10 protein-coding genes are annotated in these 15,288 nt (G+C 70.4%); 5 read left to right on the top strand and 5 right to left on the bottom strand.

Annotated elements, in window-relative coordinates:
- Window positions 1-32 precede the first annotated feature (32 nt).
- Both D1J63_RS08170 and D1J63_RS08165 read right to left on the bottom strand, forming a co-directional pair.
- Window positions 33-962, bottom strand: coding sequence for a VCBS repeat-containing protein (locus D1J63_RS08170; protein ID WP_233645438.1), 930 nt, complete (start codon window positions 960-962; stop codon window positions 33-35).
- Between the two features lie 179 nt (window positions 963-1,141).
- The gene (locus D1J63_RS08165) at window positions 1,142-2,125 is read right to left on the bottom strand and encodes an acetylxylan esterase (protein ID WP_125628375.1); all 984 of its coding nucleotides are present in this window, start codon (window positions 2,123-2,125) and stop codon (window positions 1,142-1,144) included.
- A 281-nt stretch (window positions 2,126-2,406) separates the two neighbouring features.
- Here D1J63_RS08165 and D1J63_RS08160 point away from each other — a divergent pair, with 281 nt between their 5' ends.
- The 5 genes from D1J63_RS08160 to D1J63_RS08140 are packed head-to-tail and all read left to right on the top strand — an operon-like array spanning window position 2,407 to window position 8,183.
- Entirely contained in the window at window positions 2,407-3,327 is a 921-nt protein-coding gene (locus D1J63_RS08160) for an ABC transporter permease subunit (protein ID WP_125628374.1), read from the top strand.
- Entirely contained in the window at window positions 3,321-4,202 is an 882-nt protein-coding gene (locus D1J63_RS08155; protein WP_125628373.1) for a carbohydrate ABC transporter permease, read from the top strand. Before D1J63_RS08160 ends, D1J63_RS08155 begins: the two co-directional genes overlap by 7 nt.
- A gap of 26 nt (window positions 4,203-4,228) precedes the next feature.
- On the top strand, window positions 4,229-5,878 hold the full coding sequence (locus D1J63_RS08150) for an extracellular solute-binding protein (RefSeq protein WP_125628372.1): 1,650 nt from the start codon (window positions 4,229-4,231) through the stop codon (window positions 5,876-5,878).
- Window positions 5,875-7,503 carry a xylan 1,4-beta-xylosidase gene (locus D1J63_RS08145; protein WP_241235532.1) on the top strand — a complete coding sequence of 543 codons (1,629 nt, stop codon included), beginning with the start codon at window positions 5,875-5,877 and terminating at the stop codon, window positions 7,501-7,503. Before D1J63_RS08150 ends, D1J63_RS08145 begins: the two co-directional genes overlap by 4 nt.
- On the top strand, window positions 7,500-8,183 hold the full coding sequence (locus tag D1J63_RS08140; RefSeq protein WP_125628370.1) for a hypothetical protein: 684 nt from the start codon (window positions 7,500-7,502) through the stop codon (window positions 8,181-8,183). The genes D1J63_RS08145 and D1J63_RS08140 overlap by 4 nt, the downstream gene beginning before the upstream one ends.
- A gap of 25 nt (window positions 8,184-8,208) precedes the next feature.
- Here D1J63_RS08140 and D1J63_RS08135 read toward each other — a convergent pair whose 3' ends face one another.
- The 3 genes from D1J63_RS08135 to D1J63_RS08125 form a co-directional block, all read right to left on the bottom strand.
- Window positions 8,209-10,194, bottom strand: a complete 1,986-nt coding sequence (locus tag D1J63_RS08135; RefSeq protein ID WP_125628369.1) for an alpha-glucuronidase — start codon at window positions 10,192-10,194, stop codon at window positions 8,209-8,211.
- A gap of 4 nt (window positions 10,195-10,198) precedes the next feature.
- Complete coding sequence (locus D1J63_RS08130; RefSeq protein ID WP_125628368.1) at window positions 10,199-10,729, bottom strand: hypothetical protein; 531 nt, start codon at window positions 10,727-10,729, stop codon at window positions 10,199-10,201.
- Between the two features lie 160 nt (window positions 10,730-10,889).
- The gene (locus D1J63_RS08125) at window positions 10,890-14,696 is read right to left on the bottom strand and encodes a GH92 family glycosyl hydrolase (RefSeq protein ID WP_125628367.1); all 3,807 of its coding nucleotides are present in this window, start codon (window positions 14,694-14,696) and stop codon (window positions 10,890-10,892) included.
- Window positions 14,697-15,288: the final 592 nt, after the last annotated feature.

Below are 15,288 nucleotides of genomic sequence, written 5' to 3'. Positions count from 1 at the left end.
CGTGCCCGCCTCACAGAGGCGCGCGTACGGCTTTAGAACAGGATGCGGTACGTGTTCCAGCCGCCGCTGCCGATCTTCACCCGGGACTTGTACGGGGAAGCGGCGTTGCCGGTGCCCTTGTACAGGTACAGCGCGCCGTTCTTGTCGCGCGCGACCAGGTCGGTGATGCCGTCGATGTCGATGTCGCCGACGGAGAGGATGTTGTTGTACGTGTTCCAGCCCCCGCCGATGCGGGTGCGGGACGTGAACGGCGCCTTGTAGTTGCCGGTGCCCTTGTAGAGCCACAGCACGCCGGACGAGTCCTTGGCGACGATGTCGTTCTTGCCGTCACCGGTCAGGTCTCCCTGTCCGGCGATGTGGGTGTAGGCGTTCCACCCGCCGCCGACCCGGTAGCGCTGGGTCAGCTTGCCGTTGCCGTAGCCGAGGTACAGGTACAGCACACCGGACTTGTCCCGGGCCAGCAGGTCGTCGGCGGCGGCGCCGCCGAGGTCGCCGGTCGAGAGGAGCCGGTCGTAGATGTTCCAGCCGTTGCCGACGAAGAGCTGCTGGTCGGTGCCCCACTGGGTGTAGTAGAGCTGGCTGCCGGTGACGTCCCAGATGCCGTCCGAGAAGCCGTCGGCGTCGTGGTCGACCTGGGTGATGAAGCGCGAGTCCTGCCAGCCGTAGCCGTTGTCGATGCGGGACTCCAGGCCGCCCTCGCCGTTGGGCACGTAGGCCCACATGTCGCCGGCCGAGTCCACGCCGTACAGGCCGTTGATCGGGGCGTAGTCCTCCTCGGCGGAGGTGCTGAACTTCGAGGCGTCGGACGCCTTCACGTCGACGGGAGCCTTCGACGCCGAACGTCCAGGTCCGTCCGCGGCGACGGCGCTGCTCGCACCGGTCGCCACCAGTGCGGCGGTGAGCGCCGCAGCCGTGGCACGCGCCAGGGCGCGACGCGTGTTCAGGCCGGAGCTTTTGGCCACGTGGGTCCTCCATATGGTCATACCGAAGGGACCGGGTGCCGGGGTAGGGCACGACATGATCCCGATAACTCCGTGATCCTTACACATGGCTTTTACATGTCAATCGGATTAGAAGAAATTGACACGGGAAGCCACCGCAAACGCGCGGAAAGGGCACCGAAGTTGCCTCAGTCGGACCCTCAGACCCCGGCCAGCCACGCCAGTTGGCGCCGCACATGGACCGCGTCGCCGCCCTCGTGCCCGTTGAAGGGGTAGGCCCGGATCTCCTTGCGGGGCGCCGCCCCCGACAACTCCCCGTACCGGTTGAACGCGGCGTACGCCCCGCTCGGCGGGCACACCGTGTCGCGCAGGCCCACCCCGAAGTGGGCCGGCGCGTGCGCCCGGCGTGCGAAGGAGACGCCCTCCAGGTAGGAAAGGGTGCGATACGCGGCGCCCTCGGCGCCCCGGTGCACCGAGAGGTACGCGGCGATCTCGCCGTAGGGGCCCGTGTCCGTGAGGTCCAGGGCGCGGCGGATCCCGCACAGCAGCGGCGCGGAGACCAGGGCCGCCGCGAGGTCCGGCACCAGGCCCGCGACGGCCAGCGCGAGTCCGCCGCCCTGGCTGTTGCCGACGGCCGCGACCCGCGCGGGGTCCACTCCGGGCAGGGCCCGCACCGCGGCGACCGCGCGGACCGCGTCCGTGACGAGGCGGCGGTAGTGGTGGTCGTGCGGATCGAGCAGCCCCCGGACCGCCGGGCCGGGACCGCCGGGCGCGTCCGCGTGCGGGTCGGGGGTGTCGCCGCCGCAGCCGTACTGGTCGCCCTGGCCCCGGTTGTCCATCAGCAGATGCGCGTACCCGGCGGCCACCCAGGTCAGCCGCTCGTGGGGGAGGCCGCGTCCGCGCCCGTACCCCGCGTACTCGACGACCGCCGGCAGGGGCCGGTCGCCGGCTCCGGCGGGTCTGCTGAACCAGGCACGCACCGGGTCGCCCCCGAAGCCCCGGAAGGTCACGTCCCAGGTCCGGGTCAGCCGCAGCCCGGTCTCCACCGGGTGCGCCGACACGAGGGGTTCGCCGGCCGGTGACCCGGTGAGGGTGGCGCGCCAGAAGGCGTCGAAGTCCTCGGGTTCGTCGAGGTCCGGACGGTGGTGCGCCAGTTCCGTCGGCGGCAGGTCGAAGGCGGGCACGGCGGCACCTCGCAGCGGGCTCGGGGAGGACGGGCGGCGATCGGAGGACCGATCGTTGCGGTGCGGGTCCAGAAAGGTGCGGTCGACGGTAACAGCTCCGCGCGGCTCTTCCCAGGTGTCGATCGGCTGTTCCGCCCAGCCTTCGCCGTGCCCCGCGTGGCCTGAGAATCAGGCATGCACAGGTCATTGACACCGCTTTCTTCGTAGCTCTAGGTTGCCGCGAAGTTACCGGCGGAGGATCGAATGTTTCGGTCCTCCGTATCCCACGGGGAGGCCGACTCATGAGCACCTCCACCACGCCGTCCGGCCGGCGGCGTGCGCTGCGCCGCGACTGGCAGCTGTACTCACTGGCCGTACTGCCGCTGCTGTTCTTCCTGGTCTTCCGCTATCTGCCGATGATCGGCAACGTGATCGCCTTCCGCCGCTTCGAACCCGGCGGGTCGATCCTGGGGGAGCAGTGGGTCGGGCTGCGCTACGTGGAGATGTTCCTCAGCGACCCCACCTTCTGGCAGGTCTTCCGCAACACCCTCTGGATCGGCGGCCTCACGCTCGTCTTCTGCTTCCCCATCCCCATCGTGCTGGCGCTGCTCCTCAACGAGGTGCGCACCCGCGCCCTGAAGCGGTTCGTGCAGTCGGTGTCGTACCTGCCGCACTTCCTGTCCATCGTGATCGTCGCCGGCATCACCCTCCAGATGCTCGCCACCGACGGCCCCGTCAACCACGTGCTCGGCTGGTTCGGACAGGACCCGGTCCGGTTCATCCAGGAACCGGAGTGGTTCCGCGCCATCTACGTGGGCTCGGAGATCTGGCAGACCGCCGGCTGGGGCACCATCCTCTACCTGACCGCGCTCACCACGATCGACGACGACCTCTACGAGGCGGCCCGCATCGACGGCGCGAACCGCTGGCGGCAGATCTGGCACGTCACCCTGCCCGGCATCCGGCCCACCATGATCACGCTGCTGATCCTCAACATCGGCACGTTCCTGGCGGTCGGCTTCGAGAAGATCCTGCTCCTCTACAACCCGCTGACCTACGAGACGGGTGACGTGATCTCCACCTACCTCTACCGCACCGGAGTCGAGTCCAACAGCTTCAGCTACGCCGCCGCCATCGGCCTGTTCGAGGCGGTCATCGGCCTGGTGCTGATCACCTCGGCCAACCTGCTCTCGCGCCGCACGGTGGGGACGAGCCTGTGGTGAACGCCGACCGGCCCACCCGCGGCCACCGCGTCTTCCAGCGTGTCAACGGGCTGATCCTCACCGGCGTCGTGGTCGTCACGCTCTACCCCTTCCTCAACATCGTCGCCCGCTCCTTCAGCGGGGAACAGCAGATCCGGGCGGGCGAGGTGACGCTGTGGCCCAAGGGCTTCAACCTCACCACGTACAAGATCGTGTTCCAGGACGGCACCTTCTGGCGCAACTACGGCAACACCGTCTTCTACACGGTCGTCTCCACCGCCGTCGCCATGGTCCTCACGACCTGCTACGCCTACGTCCTGTCCAAGAAGAACCTGAAGGGGCGCGGAGTCCTCGTCGGCATCGCCGTGTTCACCATGTTCTTCTCCGGCGGGCTCATCCCCACCTACGTGCTCGTCACCAGCCTCGACCTGAAGAACACGGTGTGGGCGCTGGCCCTCCCGAACGCCATCAGCGTCTTCAACCTGCTGGTGATGAAGGCCTTCTTCGAGAGTCTGCCGGACGAACTGGAGGAGGCCGCCCAGATCGACGGCCTGAACACGTACGGCATCCTGTTCCGGATCGTGCTGCCGCTGTCCAAGGCGGTCGTCGCGACCATGGTGCTGTTCTACTCCGTGTCCTTCTGGAACTCCTGGTTCGGCGCCTTCCTCTACATGGACCGCATCGAGCTGATGCCGGTCACCGTCTATCTGCGCAACCTCATCGCGGGCGCCACCGGCGGCACCGGCGCCGGCGCGGGCACCGAGCAGCTCACCCAGGTCGCGGCCAACATCCAGGCCGTCACCATCGTGCTCACCGCCCTGCCCATCCTCTGCGTGTACCCGTTCGTCCAGCGCTACTTCGTGTCGGGCGTGATGCTCGGCGCGGTCAAGGGCTGAGTCCCAGCCACACCGAGGGAGCAACCGTGAAGAACGCAGCACACCTTTCCCGACGGCAGATCCTGGCGGCCGCGGGCTTCGCCGGTCTCGCCGCCCTCACCGGCTGCGGCAGCGGCGACGACGGCGGGGACTCCAAGGACCTGTCGAAGAAGCGGAAGGGAGCGATGGAGGAGTACCGGGCCGGCCAGCGGTTCAAGGCCGCCGGGCCGCTCACCTTCTCGCTCCTGCACCTGAGCAACCCCAACTACCCGCCGAAGGACGACTGGCTGCTCTGGAAGGAGATCACCAAGCGCACAGGCGTCACCTTCAAGCGCACCGACGTCCCCCTCAGCGACTACGAGAAGAAGCGCAGCCTGCTCATCGGCGCGGGCGACGCACCCCTGCTCCTGCCCAAGACCTACCCCGGGCAGGAGACCCCCTTCGTCTCGTCCGGCTCCGTCCTCGCCGTCAGCGAGTACGCGGAGCTGATGCCCAACTTCCGCGACAAGGTCAGCAGATGGAAGCTGCAACCCGAGGTGGACTCCCTGCGCCAGTCCGACGGCAAGTACTACCTGCTGCCCGGCCTGCACGAGCGGGCCAAGGCCAACTACTCCCTCGCCCTGCGCACCGACGTCCTCGACAAGCTGGGCCTGAGCCTGCCCGCCACCCTTGAGGAGACGGCCGACGTCTTCCGGGCCCTCAAGTCCGAGTACCCCGGCAGCCACCCCTTCTCCGACCGCTGGAACCAGCCGGAGCCCGGCGGCGCCCTCCTCGGCTACATCGGCCAGGCGCACGGCGTACGGGCCGGCTGGTCGTACCTGAACACCAGCTGGGACGCCGAGGCCGGGAAGTTCGTCTTCACCGGAGCCACGGACGGCTACCGGCAGATGATCGAGTACCTGCGGGGGCTCGTCGACGAGAAGCTGATCGACCCCGAGGGCTTCACCCAGAGCGACGACGAGGCGGTCAAGAAGCTCCTCTCCGAGAAGTCCTTCGCGATCAGCGCCAACCCGCAGGAACTGGTCCAGAACTACCGCTACAACCTCCAGCGGCAGGTCGAGGGGGCGAAGATCGAGATCGTCCCGGTGCCGCTCGGACCGGCGGGACCGGTGGTGCTCGGCGGCTCCCGCCTGGAGAACGGCATGATGATCTCCGGCGACGCCCTCGACCGCGACGACTTCGTCGCCCTCATCCAGTTCGTGGACTGGCTCTGGTACTCCGACGAGGGCCAGAGGTTCACCAAGTGGGGCGTCGAGGGCGTCACCTACACCGAGTCCGGCGGCACCTACCGGGTCGCCGACGGCATCAGCCTCATGGGCTCCGCCCCGAACGCCCCCAAGGACCTCCAGAAGGACTACGGCTTCTACAACGGCGTCTTCTCCTACGGCGGCAGCTGGGAACTGGTCTCCTCCGCCTTCGGCCCCGACGAGAAGAAGTTCCAGGAGGCCATGTCGCAGCGCGAGGAACTCCCCGTCGACCCGGCCCACCCCCTGCAGTCCGTGGAGCAGGAGCAGGCCACCCTCTGGGACACCCCCCTCAAGGACCACGTCCGGCAGAACACCCTCCAGTTCATCCTCGGCAAGCGTCCCCTGACCGAATGGGACGCCTACCTGAGCGAGCTGAAGGCCAAGAACATGGACCGGCTGGTCGACGTGCACAACAAGGCGTACGAGCGGTTCCGGAAGGAGCAGGGGTGACCGGCACGAGCCGCGTCCACGTCCCCGCCGAGGCGGCCGGAGCCTTCCCGGACGCGTGGCGGCACTGTGTCGGCACCGGCCGCCTCGACCTCGCCCTGCGCCGCGACCACCAGGACTCCCTCGCCCTGCTCCAGCGCGAGATCGGCTTCCGGCACATCCGGGGCCACGGCCTGTTCAGCGACGGCATGGCCGTGCACCGCCCCTACACCGACGGGGGCACCCGCTACGTCCACCACTCCTTCACCCACGTCGACCAGGTCGTCGACGCCTGGCTGGCGGCGGGCGTCCGCCCCTTCCTCGAACTCGGCTTCATGCCCGGCGGGTTGGCCAGCGGCGAGCAGACGGTCTTCTGGTGGCGCGGCAACGTCACCCCGCCCCGCGACCCGGCCGAGTGGACCGCGCTGGTCCAGGCCACCCTCGCCCACCTCGTCGACCGCTACGGCCTCGACGAGGTGCGCACCTGGCCCATCGAGGTCTGGAACGAACCCGACCTGCCCGACTTCTGGCAGCACGCGGACCAGGACGCCTACCACCGCCTCTACGAGGCCACCGCGCACGCCGTGAAGGAGGTGGACGCCGAACTCCGGGTGGGCGGCCCGGCGGTGTCACCCGGGGCCGGCTCCGACTGGCTGGCACGGTTCGCCGAGTTCACCGAGGTCCGGGACGTCCCCGTCGACTTCGTCTCCCGCCATGCCTACAGCTCCGGGCCCGCCCAGCACGTGCCCTTCGGCGTGCACCAGACCCTCGCCCCGGCCGCGACACTGCTCGACCAGTTCGCCGAGCCCCGCCGCACCCTCAAGGGCACCCGGCTCGCGGACGCGCCCGTGCACGTCACCGAGTTCAACTCCTCCTACCGGCCCGACAACCCCGTCCACGACACCGCCTTCCACGCCGCCTACCTCGCCCCGGTCCTCGCGGGCGGCGGCGACCTAGTCGACTCCTTCTCGTACTGGACGTTCAGCGACGTCTTCGAGGAGGCCGGTGTCCCCACCGCCCTCTTCCACGGCGGCTTCGGGCTGCTCACCCACCGGCAGATCAGGAAGCCCACGTTCCACCTGTACGCCTTCCTGGCCCGCATGGGCCCCGACCTGCTGACCCGCGGCGACGACCACCTCGTCACCCGGCACCCCGACGGCCGGGTCACCGTCCTGGCCTGGGCACCCGTCGATCCGACCGGCGCCACCCCCGGGCCGCAGGAGCACGCCCTGCGGCTGTCCGTGCCGGTCGGACGCGCCGCCGGGCGGGGCGCGGCGTTCGTCCGGCGCCTGAGCGTCGACGAGGAGAACGGCAACGCCTACACCGCCTGGCGCCGCATGGGCAGCCCTCGCTCGCCCCGCCCCCAGCAGCTCGACGTCCTCCACGAGGCCGCCGAACCCGCCCGCACCCACCGGAGCCTGCCGATCGAGGAGGGCCGGGTCGACCTGCCCCTCACCCTCGCCCGGCACGAGGTCACGTTCGCCGAGCTGAGCCCGGTCGACGACGAGACCCCGCCCTGGTGGGACGAGCGCCGCCTGCTCGGCCGCGACCCGCGGCGCGGCGGCGCCCCGCGGCGCGGCCGGGACCCGCGGCGCGGCCGGGACTCGCAGTTCGGCCGGGACCCGCAGTTCGGCCGGGAGCCGGAGTGAGCACCGCGCGCACCGCCGACTTCGGCACCGGCGTCCTCTCCCGCGCCGCCGCCCTGATCCACACCCTGCTCACCGTCGAGGCCCTGCTGCTCCTGACCTCGGCACCGGGCCTCGCCGGTCTCCTCCTGCTCGCCCCCGACCCCGCCAACCTCCCCCTCGCCGCGCTCTGCCTGCTGCCCCTGGGCCCCGCCCTGTCCGCCGCCGTCTACGCCCTGCACCACCGCAGCAACGACCTCACCGAACTCCACCCGGCGCGCGTCTACCTGCGCGGCTGGCGGCTGAACGCCCTCCCGGCGCTGGGGCTGTGGGCGCCCCTGCTGGCCTGGCTCACCGTCATCGCCTTCACCCTCACCCACTTCACCGCCACCGGCCTGCCCGGCTGGTGGGCCGCGCTGCTCGCCCTCGTGGGCGCCGGCTCCCTGCTGTGGGGCGCGCACGCCCTCGTCCTCACCTCCCTGTTCACCTTCCGCGCCCGCGACACCGCCCGCCTCGCCGCGTACTTCCTGCCCCGGCACGGCCGCGCCACCCTCGGCGCCGCCTCCCTGCTGCTCCTGGCCGCCGCCCTGACCGCCCTGCTGACCGAGGCCCTGCCCGCGCTGCTGGCCGCACCCCTGCTGCTCTCCCTGCTGCACAGCAGCCGCACGGTGATCGCCGAGACGCGGGAGGAGTTCACGGCGTGACGGCGGGCGAGGTGGGTCCCGCGGCTCAGTGGATCGTCCGCCCCCGCTCGTCCGGCACCCCGGACTTGCGCAGGAAGTAGCTGTTGACCTGGTCGCGCCACTCCCGGGCGGACCGCACCTGCTCCTCGTACCGCTCCGCCACGCGCGCGTGCCGGGCGGGCTCCACCAGGTCGGCGAGGCCCGCCCACACCCGGCGGGCCTCCTCGGCCTCCGCGACGCCCTCGAAGTGCGTGTCGTAGATGTGCTGGATCACGGTCTTCCCGCTGTGCAGCACATGGCCGTAGGGCACGTGGTGGAAGAACAGCAGCAGTTCGTCGGGGCAGGTCTCGGGCGACTCGTACAACTCCGCCCAGGGGTCCGGGTACTGGGCCGCGTACCCCGTACCGGTCGCGGTGCCGCGGTCCACGCCGACGCCGTCGCGGTCGGCGAAGTGGTAGGTGCCCCAGGGGCTGTACTCGTAGCCGTCCACGCTCGGCCCGTAGTGGTGCCCGGGCTGCACCATGAACCCGACGCCGAGCGGGGCGGTGTACTTCTCGTACGTCGCCCAGGAGCCGTCGAGGACGGCGTGCAGGCCCTCGGACAGCCGCCGCCCGGCGCCCGGATGGGTCAGCGCGATCCACTCGTCCAGGACCGCGCCCGGGTCCGCCGCCGGGTCCCAGGCGAGCCGCCCGAAGGTGTACAGATTGGCCTGGGCGAGGGGGTGGCCGGTCCAGAACGGGTCGTCGCCCACGTTGGACACCGCCACCAGGGCGTCCGCCAGCCGCCCCACGCTCACCTCGCCGTCCGGCCGGAAGCGCAGCGCCTCGCTCCACATCGGGCCCAGCCAGCACACGTGCCGCTGCTGCCCGGTGTACTCCTGCGTGGCCTGCACCTCCACCGCGAGCCGGGTGTCCGGCATCGCGCCGATCAGCGGGGACACCGGCTCGCGCACCTGGAAGTCCATCGGGCCGTGTTTGACCTGGAGCACCGCGTTCGCGGCGAACTCGCCGTCCAGCGGCACGAAGTGGTCGTACGCGGCCCGGGCGCGGTCCGTCGACCGGTCCCGCCAGTCCTGCCGGTGGTCGTAGACGAACGCCCGCCAGTGCACGGTGCCCCCGTACGGGGCGAGCGCGCCGGCCAGCAGATTGGCGCCGTCCGCGTGGGTGCGGCCGTACGCGAACGGGCCGGGCTGCCCCTCCGAGTCGGCCTTCACCACGTACCCGCCGAAGTCCGGGATCGTCTCGTACACCCGCTCCGTCACCCCGGCCCACCAGCGGCGCACCCGCTCGTCCAGCGGGTCGGCGGTGGGCAGCGGGCCGAGGACGACCGGGGCGGCGAAGGTGACCGACAGGTGCGTGCGCACGCCGTAGGGCCTGAGCGCGCCCGCGATCGCCGCGACCTCGCCCATCCGGTCGGTGAGCAGGTGCGCCTCCGTCTCGTGGACGTTGACGTTGTTGACGCAGACCGCGTTGATCCCGCAGGCCGCGAGCAGCCTGCCGTACGCCCGCACCCGGTCCAGGCCGTCGCGGGCCCGGCCGTCGGACCAGAACAGCGAACCGCCCGCGTAGCCCCGCTCGACCTGGCCCATCACCGGGTGCACGGCCACGTTGTCCCAGTGGTCCAGCATCCGCAGCGCGAGGGCCGGTCGGTGCTCCTCGCGGACCGGGTCGCCGGCGAACGCCGCCTCGCCGAGCCGTACGACGTGGAACAGGCCGTACAGCAGCCCGCGCCCGCCGGACGCGGTGACGGTGGCCCGGCCGTCCGCACGGGCGTATGCGAAGCCCTCGTCGCCGAACTCCCCGACGCCCTCGGAGCCGCCTTCGGAGCCGCCGTCGGCGGTCAGTTCCAGCACGAGGTCGGCCGGGGCGGCGGTCTCGTCCACGAGAGCGCCCCCGAACCGCTCGCAGGCCGCCGCCACCTCACCGCGCACCGTCCCGGCGAGCGGTCCGCTCCCGCGCACCAGCGTGCGCCGGCTGCCGAGGGCGCGGAAGGCGGCGTCCGGCAGCCAGGCCGGGTCGAGGGCGTCGTCCATGCCGTCAGGCGACCGCCCCGCCGGTGCCGCGCGCCGCGGCGATGTAGTCGGAGCGGCCGGAGCCGTCGTAGACCGTGAGGTCCACGTACGCGCCGTCCGGGATGCTGAAGTCCTTGACCGTCATGTCCACGGTGGCCGAGGTGCCCGGCGCCGAGAACGTACCCAGGTCGTGGTACGAACCGCCCCACGAGTAGCCGATCGCCACGTAGAACCCGTCCCCGTCGTTCTTGGTGTCGTACACCCACAGCTTCTCGCCGTCGGGGTGGAACTCCACCTTGCCGATGAACCAGCCCGCGTCGTTCAGCTCCATCTTGACGGCCGTGCCGCCCGCGTCGTGCGCGAAGTAGGTGCCGTCGAACGGGTCACTGAGAGTGCCGCCGCTGCACGGGCAGTTGCTCGTCTGGCGGTAGTACGTGGAGACGCTGGGGTCCGGGTCGTAGGCCTGGGCCGGCGCGGCGGTCGCGAAGAGCGCCCCCGCCGCCAGCAGTGCGCCCGTGACCAGCCCCGTGACGCGTTTGCCGATGGATGTCCGCATGTGTTCCCCCTGACGATGCGTGACGCGCCCTCGGCGGCCGCCGGCGGCGCCCGCTCATCCTGGTGCATGCACCGGCTCAGGGGAATGGGGCGGCACGGACGGGCGGCGGATTCCGGCCGAAGCCCGAACCCGCCGCCCCCGCGTCACGCGCGGACCGCGCCTACGCCAGCAGCTCCACCTCCGCCAGCGTGTGCTCGCCGTCCAGGACCAGCCGGTACTTCGCGTACGAGCCCGGCGACTTCACCGAGAACGCCCGCGTCTGCCGGTCCCAGGCGAAGGACTCGCCCGAGCGCTCGTCCAGCGTCTTCCAGGTGGTGCCGTCGGCCGAGCCCTGGAGCTTCCAGCCGGTCGGCGCCTGCGCACGGTCGGCCGACGAGGTGAGCGTGTACTGGACCGCCTCGACGCCCTTGCCGGACACGGGCAGGTCCACGGACGTCACGCTCGCCTCCGTCCCCGAGGTGTTGTCGAACAGGGCACCCTCACCCGTGATCGCGTCGGCGCGCGGCGTCGCCACCTCGTCGCCCTTGGTGATCGACGGCGGCGCCGCGTTCTCGCCGGTGCCCCACGAGGAGGGCTTGGCGCCCATGTCGAACTCCAGGACCCCGCCCTTGGCGAGCAGCGAGTGGGGGAGCGAAGTGGAGTTCCAGCGCTTGCCGTTGACCTTCAGGCCCTGCACGTAGACGTTCTTCGTGCTGTTCTTCGGCGCCTTGACGACCAGCTCGCGGCCGTTCTCCAGGTGCACCGTGGCCTTCGTGAACAGCGGGGACCCGACGGCGTACTCGCCGCTGCCCATCACCAGCGGGTAGAAGCCGAGCGAGGAGAAGAGGAACCAGGCCGACTGCTCGCCGTTGTCCTCGTCGCCGTGGTAGCCCTGGCCGATGTCGCTGCCGGTGTACAGCCGCTGGAGCACCTCGCGGATGTTCTTCTGCGTCTTGTACGGCTGCCCGGCCGCGTCGTACATGTACAGGGCGTGGTGGGCGACCTGGTTGGAGTGCCCGTACATGCCCATGCGGACGTCGCGCGCCTCGACCATCTCGTGGATGACCCCGCCGTAGGAGCCCTTCAGCTCCGGGGAGGCCGTCTCCGGGGTCGACAGGTACTCGTCGAGCTTGTCCCCGAGGCCCTTGCGTCCGCCGTACAGGTTGGCGAGGCCCCGGCTGTCCTGCGGGGCGGTGAAGGCGTAGCCCCAGCCGTTGGTCTCCGTGTAGTCGTAGCCCCACACGCGCGGGTCGTACTTCTCGGAGTCCACGCGCCAGTTGCCCTCGGCGTCCTTGCCCTGGAAGAAGCCGGCCTTCGCGTCGAAGAGGTTGACGTAGTCCTGGGCCCGGTTGAGGAAGTAGGCGGACTCCTCCTTGTAGTGCTTCTCGCCGGTCTCCTTGTAGAGCTTCTCGCCCATCTTGGCGATGCCGTAGTCGTTGAGGTAGCCCTCCAGCGCCCACGACAGGCCCTCGTGCGTCTCGGTGCTGGTGTAGCCGAGGAAGGGCGAGGTCTCCATGCCCTTGCGGCCCACGCCGGAGGACGGGGGCACGACGGTGGCGTTCTTCAGGGCCGCGTCGTACGCCGCCTTCGCGTCGAAGTCGACGCCCTTGACGTAGGCGTCGGCGAAGGCCACGTCGGAGGAGGTGCCGGTCATCAGGTCCGCGTAGCCGGGGGAGGACCAGCGCGAGGTCCAGCCGCCGTCCTTGTAGTGCTGCACGAAGCCGTCGACCAGCTCACCGGCCTGGGAGGGGGTGAGGAAGGAGTACGCGGGCCAGGTGGTCCGGTACGTGTCCCAGAAGCCGTTGTTGACGTAGACCTTGCCGTCCACGATCTTCGAGCCGGTCGCGGTCGGCGTGTCCTCCTTGACCGCCTTGGAGAACGGGGAGGCGTACTTGTACTTTCCGTCGACCTTCTCGTGGCCCGCGTTCGGGTACAGGTAGAGGCGGTAGAGGCTGGAGTACAGCGTGGTCAGCTGGTCCCGGGTGGCGCCCTCGACCTCGACCTTGCCGAGGATCCGGTCCCACTGCTTCTGGGCGTTGCGCTTGACCTTGTCGAAGGAGGCGCGCTTCGGGATCTCCTGGCGCAGGTTGTCCTTCGCCTGGTCCACGCCGATCAGCGAGGTCGCGATGCGCAGCGTCACGGTGCGGTCCCGGCCGGCGTCGAAGCGAAGGTGGCCCTTGACGCCGCTGGAGTCGCCGCCGATCACCCTGCTGTCGAACTCGCCGTACACGAAGAGGCGGGTGGCGCCGGTGGAGAGTCCGGACTTGACGTCCGAGTAGCCGGAGAAGGTGCCGTTCTCCTTGTCCAGGGTCAGACCGGCGCTGTTCTCCACGTTGTCGAAGATCACGCTCGCGTCGTCACCGGGGTAGGTGAAGCGCATCATCGCCGCGTGGTCGGTCGGCGTCATCTCGGCCTTGAGGCCGTTCTCGAACCGCACGCCGTAGTAGTACGGCCTGGCGGTCTCGTTCTCGTGCCGGAAGGCCAGCTCGCGGGCGTCCCGGCCGGTGTCCGGGGTGCCGGAGGCGGCCGAGGGCATCACCTGGAAGGTCTGCCGGTCGCCCATCCAGGGGCTCGGCTCGTGGCTCGCGCTGAACGCCTGGAGGGTGGGCAGGTTGGCGTCGTTGTTGCCGCGCGCGTACTCGTAGAGCCAGCTGAGCGAACCGGCGTTGGTCACCGGCGTCCAGAAGTTGAAGCCGTGCGGCACGGCGGTCGCGGGGAAGTTGTTGCCGCGCGAGAAGCTGCCGCTGGAGTTGGTGCCGCGGGTGGTGAGCGCGTAGTCGGACAGGTGGGCCTTGGGACGCTCGGGCTCGGCGCGCTTGATCTCCACGTCGTCCAGCCAGCCCCGGAACTTCGCCGGGCCCTTGGGGGAGTCGTAGGCCACCAGGATCCGGTCGACGGTCTTGCCCGCCGCGACCGTGCCGATGCCCGACTCGACGCTGTTCCACTGGTTCACGTAGAGGATCTTGGCGTCGCCCTGACCGCGCGGCGTCAGCGGGAACCCGTGCTGGTCGGTGGCCTTGAGGTCGCTCAGGTAGGTGCCGTCGGTGAAGGCGAGGTCGACCGAGACGTTCGTGGCGTCGTAGTCGAGGTCGCCGTCCGCCATCGACGGGAAGATCTTGTACGACAGCTCGGTGCGCCGGTCGACCCTGACGTCGACGTCGAAGACCTTGTTGTACGAGTAGGCCCGGCCGTCCGCCGTGTGGCGGCCCGCGTAGCGCAGCGCGTGGGTGCCGGTGAAGCCGGCGTTCGCCTTCGCGGTGGGCGAGCCCGCCGGGCCGTCGTCTACCGAGGAGAGCATGTCCTCGGGGGTGGGGACCTCGGTGTCGCCGGTGGCGAGCTGCACGTCGGCGAGCTGGAGGGCGTCGCCGGCGCCGTTGTTCCTGGTGATCTCCAGCCGGAAGTGCTGGAACTCGGCGGTTTCGGACAGCTCGTACGTCTTCGTCTGGAAGCGCTCGCCGAAGCTCTCCCCGGAGCGGGTGTCCACGGTCTGCCAGTTCTCGCCGTCCGACGAGCCCTTCAGCGTCCAGTCCACCGGGTCGCGTTCGTCGTGGTCGTTGGCCGAGGTGAGCGCGTACTTGGCGATCTTCTGCGGGGCGTCCAGGTCGAACTCGACCCAGCCGGTCGGGGCGAAGGTCAGCCACTTGGTGCCCGGCTCGTTGTCGACGAGGTTCTCCTTGACCTCCCCGCCGCCCGTGTTCTCGGCGCTGGCCCGCACCCCGGTGACGTGCTCCGTGACGTTGCCCGGTATGCCGGTGCTGAACCCGCCGTCCACGCCGGAGGCCCGCTTGCGGCCGTCCGCGCCGGTGTCCACGGTGTCGGTCCAGTCCGGGGCCGGGTCGCCCTTCTCGAAGGACGACGCGAACTCCCGGTCGGCCTTCGCGGGCGCGCCGGGCAGGGCGACCGCGGCCCCCTGAGAACCCACCGCCAAGGCGAAGGCGGTCGCCGTCACGACCGCCGGACCCCATCTGTGCCGAACTCTGTACTGCATGTCCTGGCCACCCTCCCAGCGCTGGGGACAACGTTGTCAATTCAACTGCGCAAGGACCAGTAGGGGTCAAGTGACAAGTGATGTCAAGGGTGTTGGATGTGGCGTTCGGGGGTTATGGCGGGTATTCCTACGTCGTGCGACGCACAGGGCACTCATATTTCCGGGAGGTCTCAACTCGGAAAAGACGTACCGGGAACCTTGCATTCGATCTTGCTCCGCCGGTGTGAAGTGGACTATACCTGTCGGCACTCCGGGGCATCTTCACCGCACCCGACCTTGTACGTCCGCATTTCCTGCACGACCCAGCTTGACCCGAACGCGGTGCCGGGGAGGATCCGGTTCACCGCCTGAGTCCTGGAGAAGGCGAGGACTTGAGCATGGGATCCACCACCGGCGTGGGCCATCGCGATCTGATCAGGCGGAGCGCGACCGCCGCTCCGACACCGGCGACTGTTGTGTCGGCATCACTCAGCTGATCATCGGCGCCGCCCCGCGGCTCCGAGACGACGGCGACAACGCCCCAGGCGCGGCCGGCACAGGACCGGTCCGGCCACGGCGGGCGCACACGCAGCACACCCGTACAGATCCAACC

It is taken from the genome of Streptomyces sp. KPB2, from assembly GCF_003950055.1.
Lineage (GTDB): Bacteria > Actinomycetota > Actinomycetes > Streptomycetales > Streptomycetaceae > Streptomyces > Streptomyces salinarius.
This window is presented reverse-complemented; position numbering and strand designations above follow the sequence as displayed.

Excerpts from the sequence above, each read along its gene's own strand:
- D1J63_RS08130 (WP_125628368.1), bottom strand. The coding sequence starts at position 10,729 with ATGCGGACATCCATCGGCAAACGCGTCACGGGGCTGGTCACGGGCGCA.
- D1J63_RS08125 (WP_125628367.1), bottom strand. The coding sequence starts at position 14,696 with ATGCAGTACAGAGTTCGGCACAGATGGGGTCCGGCGGTCGTGACGGCG.
- D1J63_RS08135 (WP_125628369.1), bottom strand. The coding sequence starts at position 10,194 with ATGGACGACGCCCTCGACCCGGCCTGGCTGCCGGACGCCGCCTTCCGC.
- D1J63_RS08160 (WP_125628374.1), top strand. The coding sequence starts at position 2,407 with ATGAGCACCTCCACCACGCCGTCCGGCCGGCGGCGTGCGCTGCGCCGC.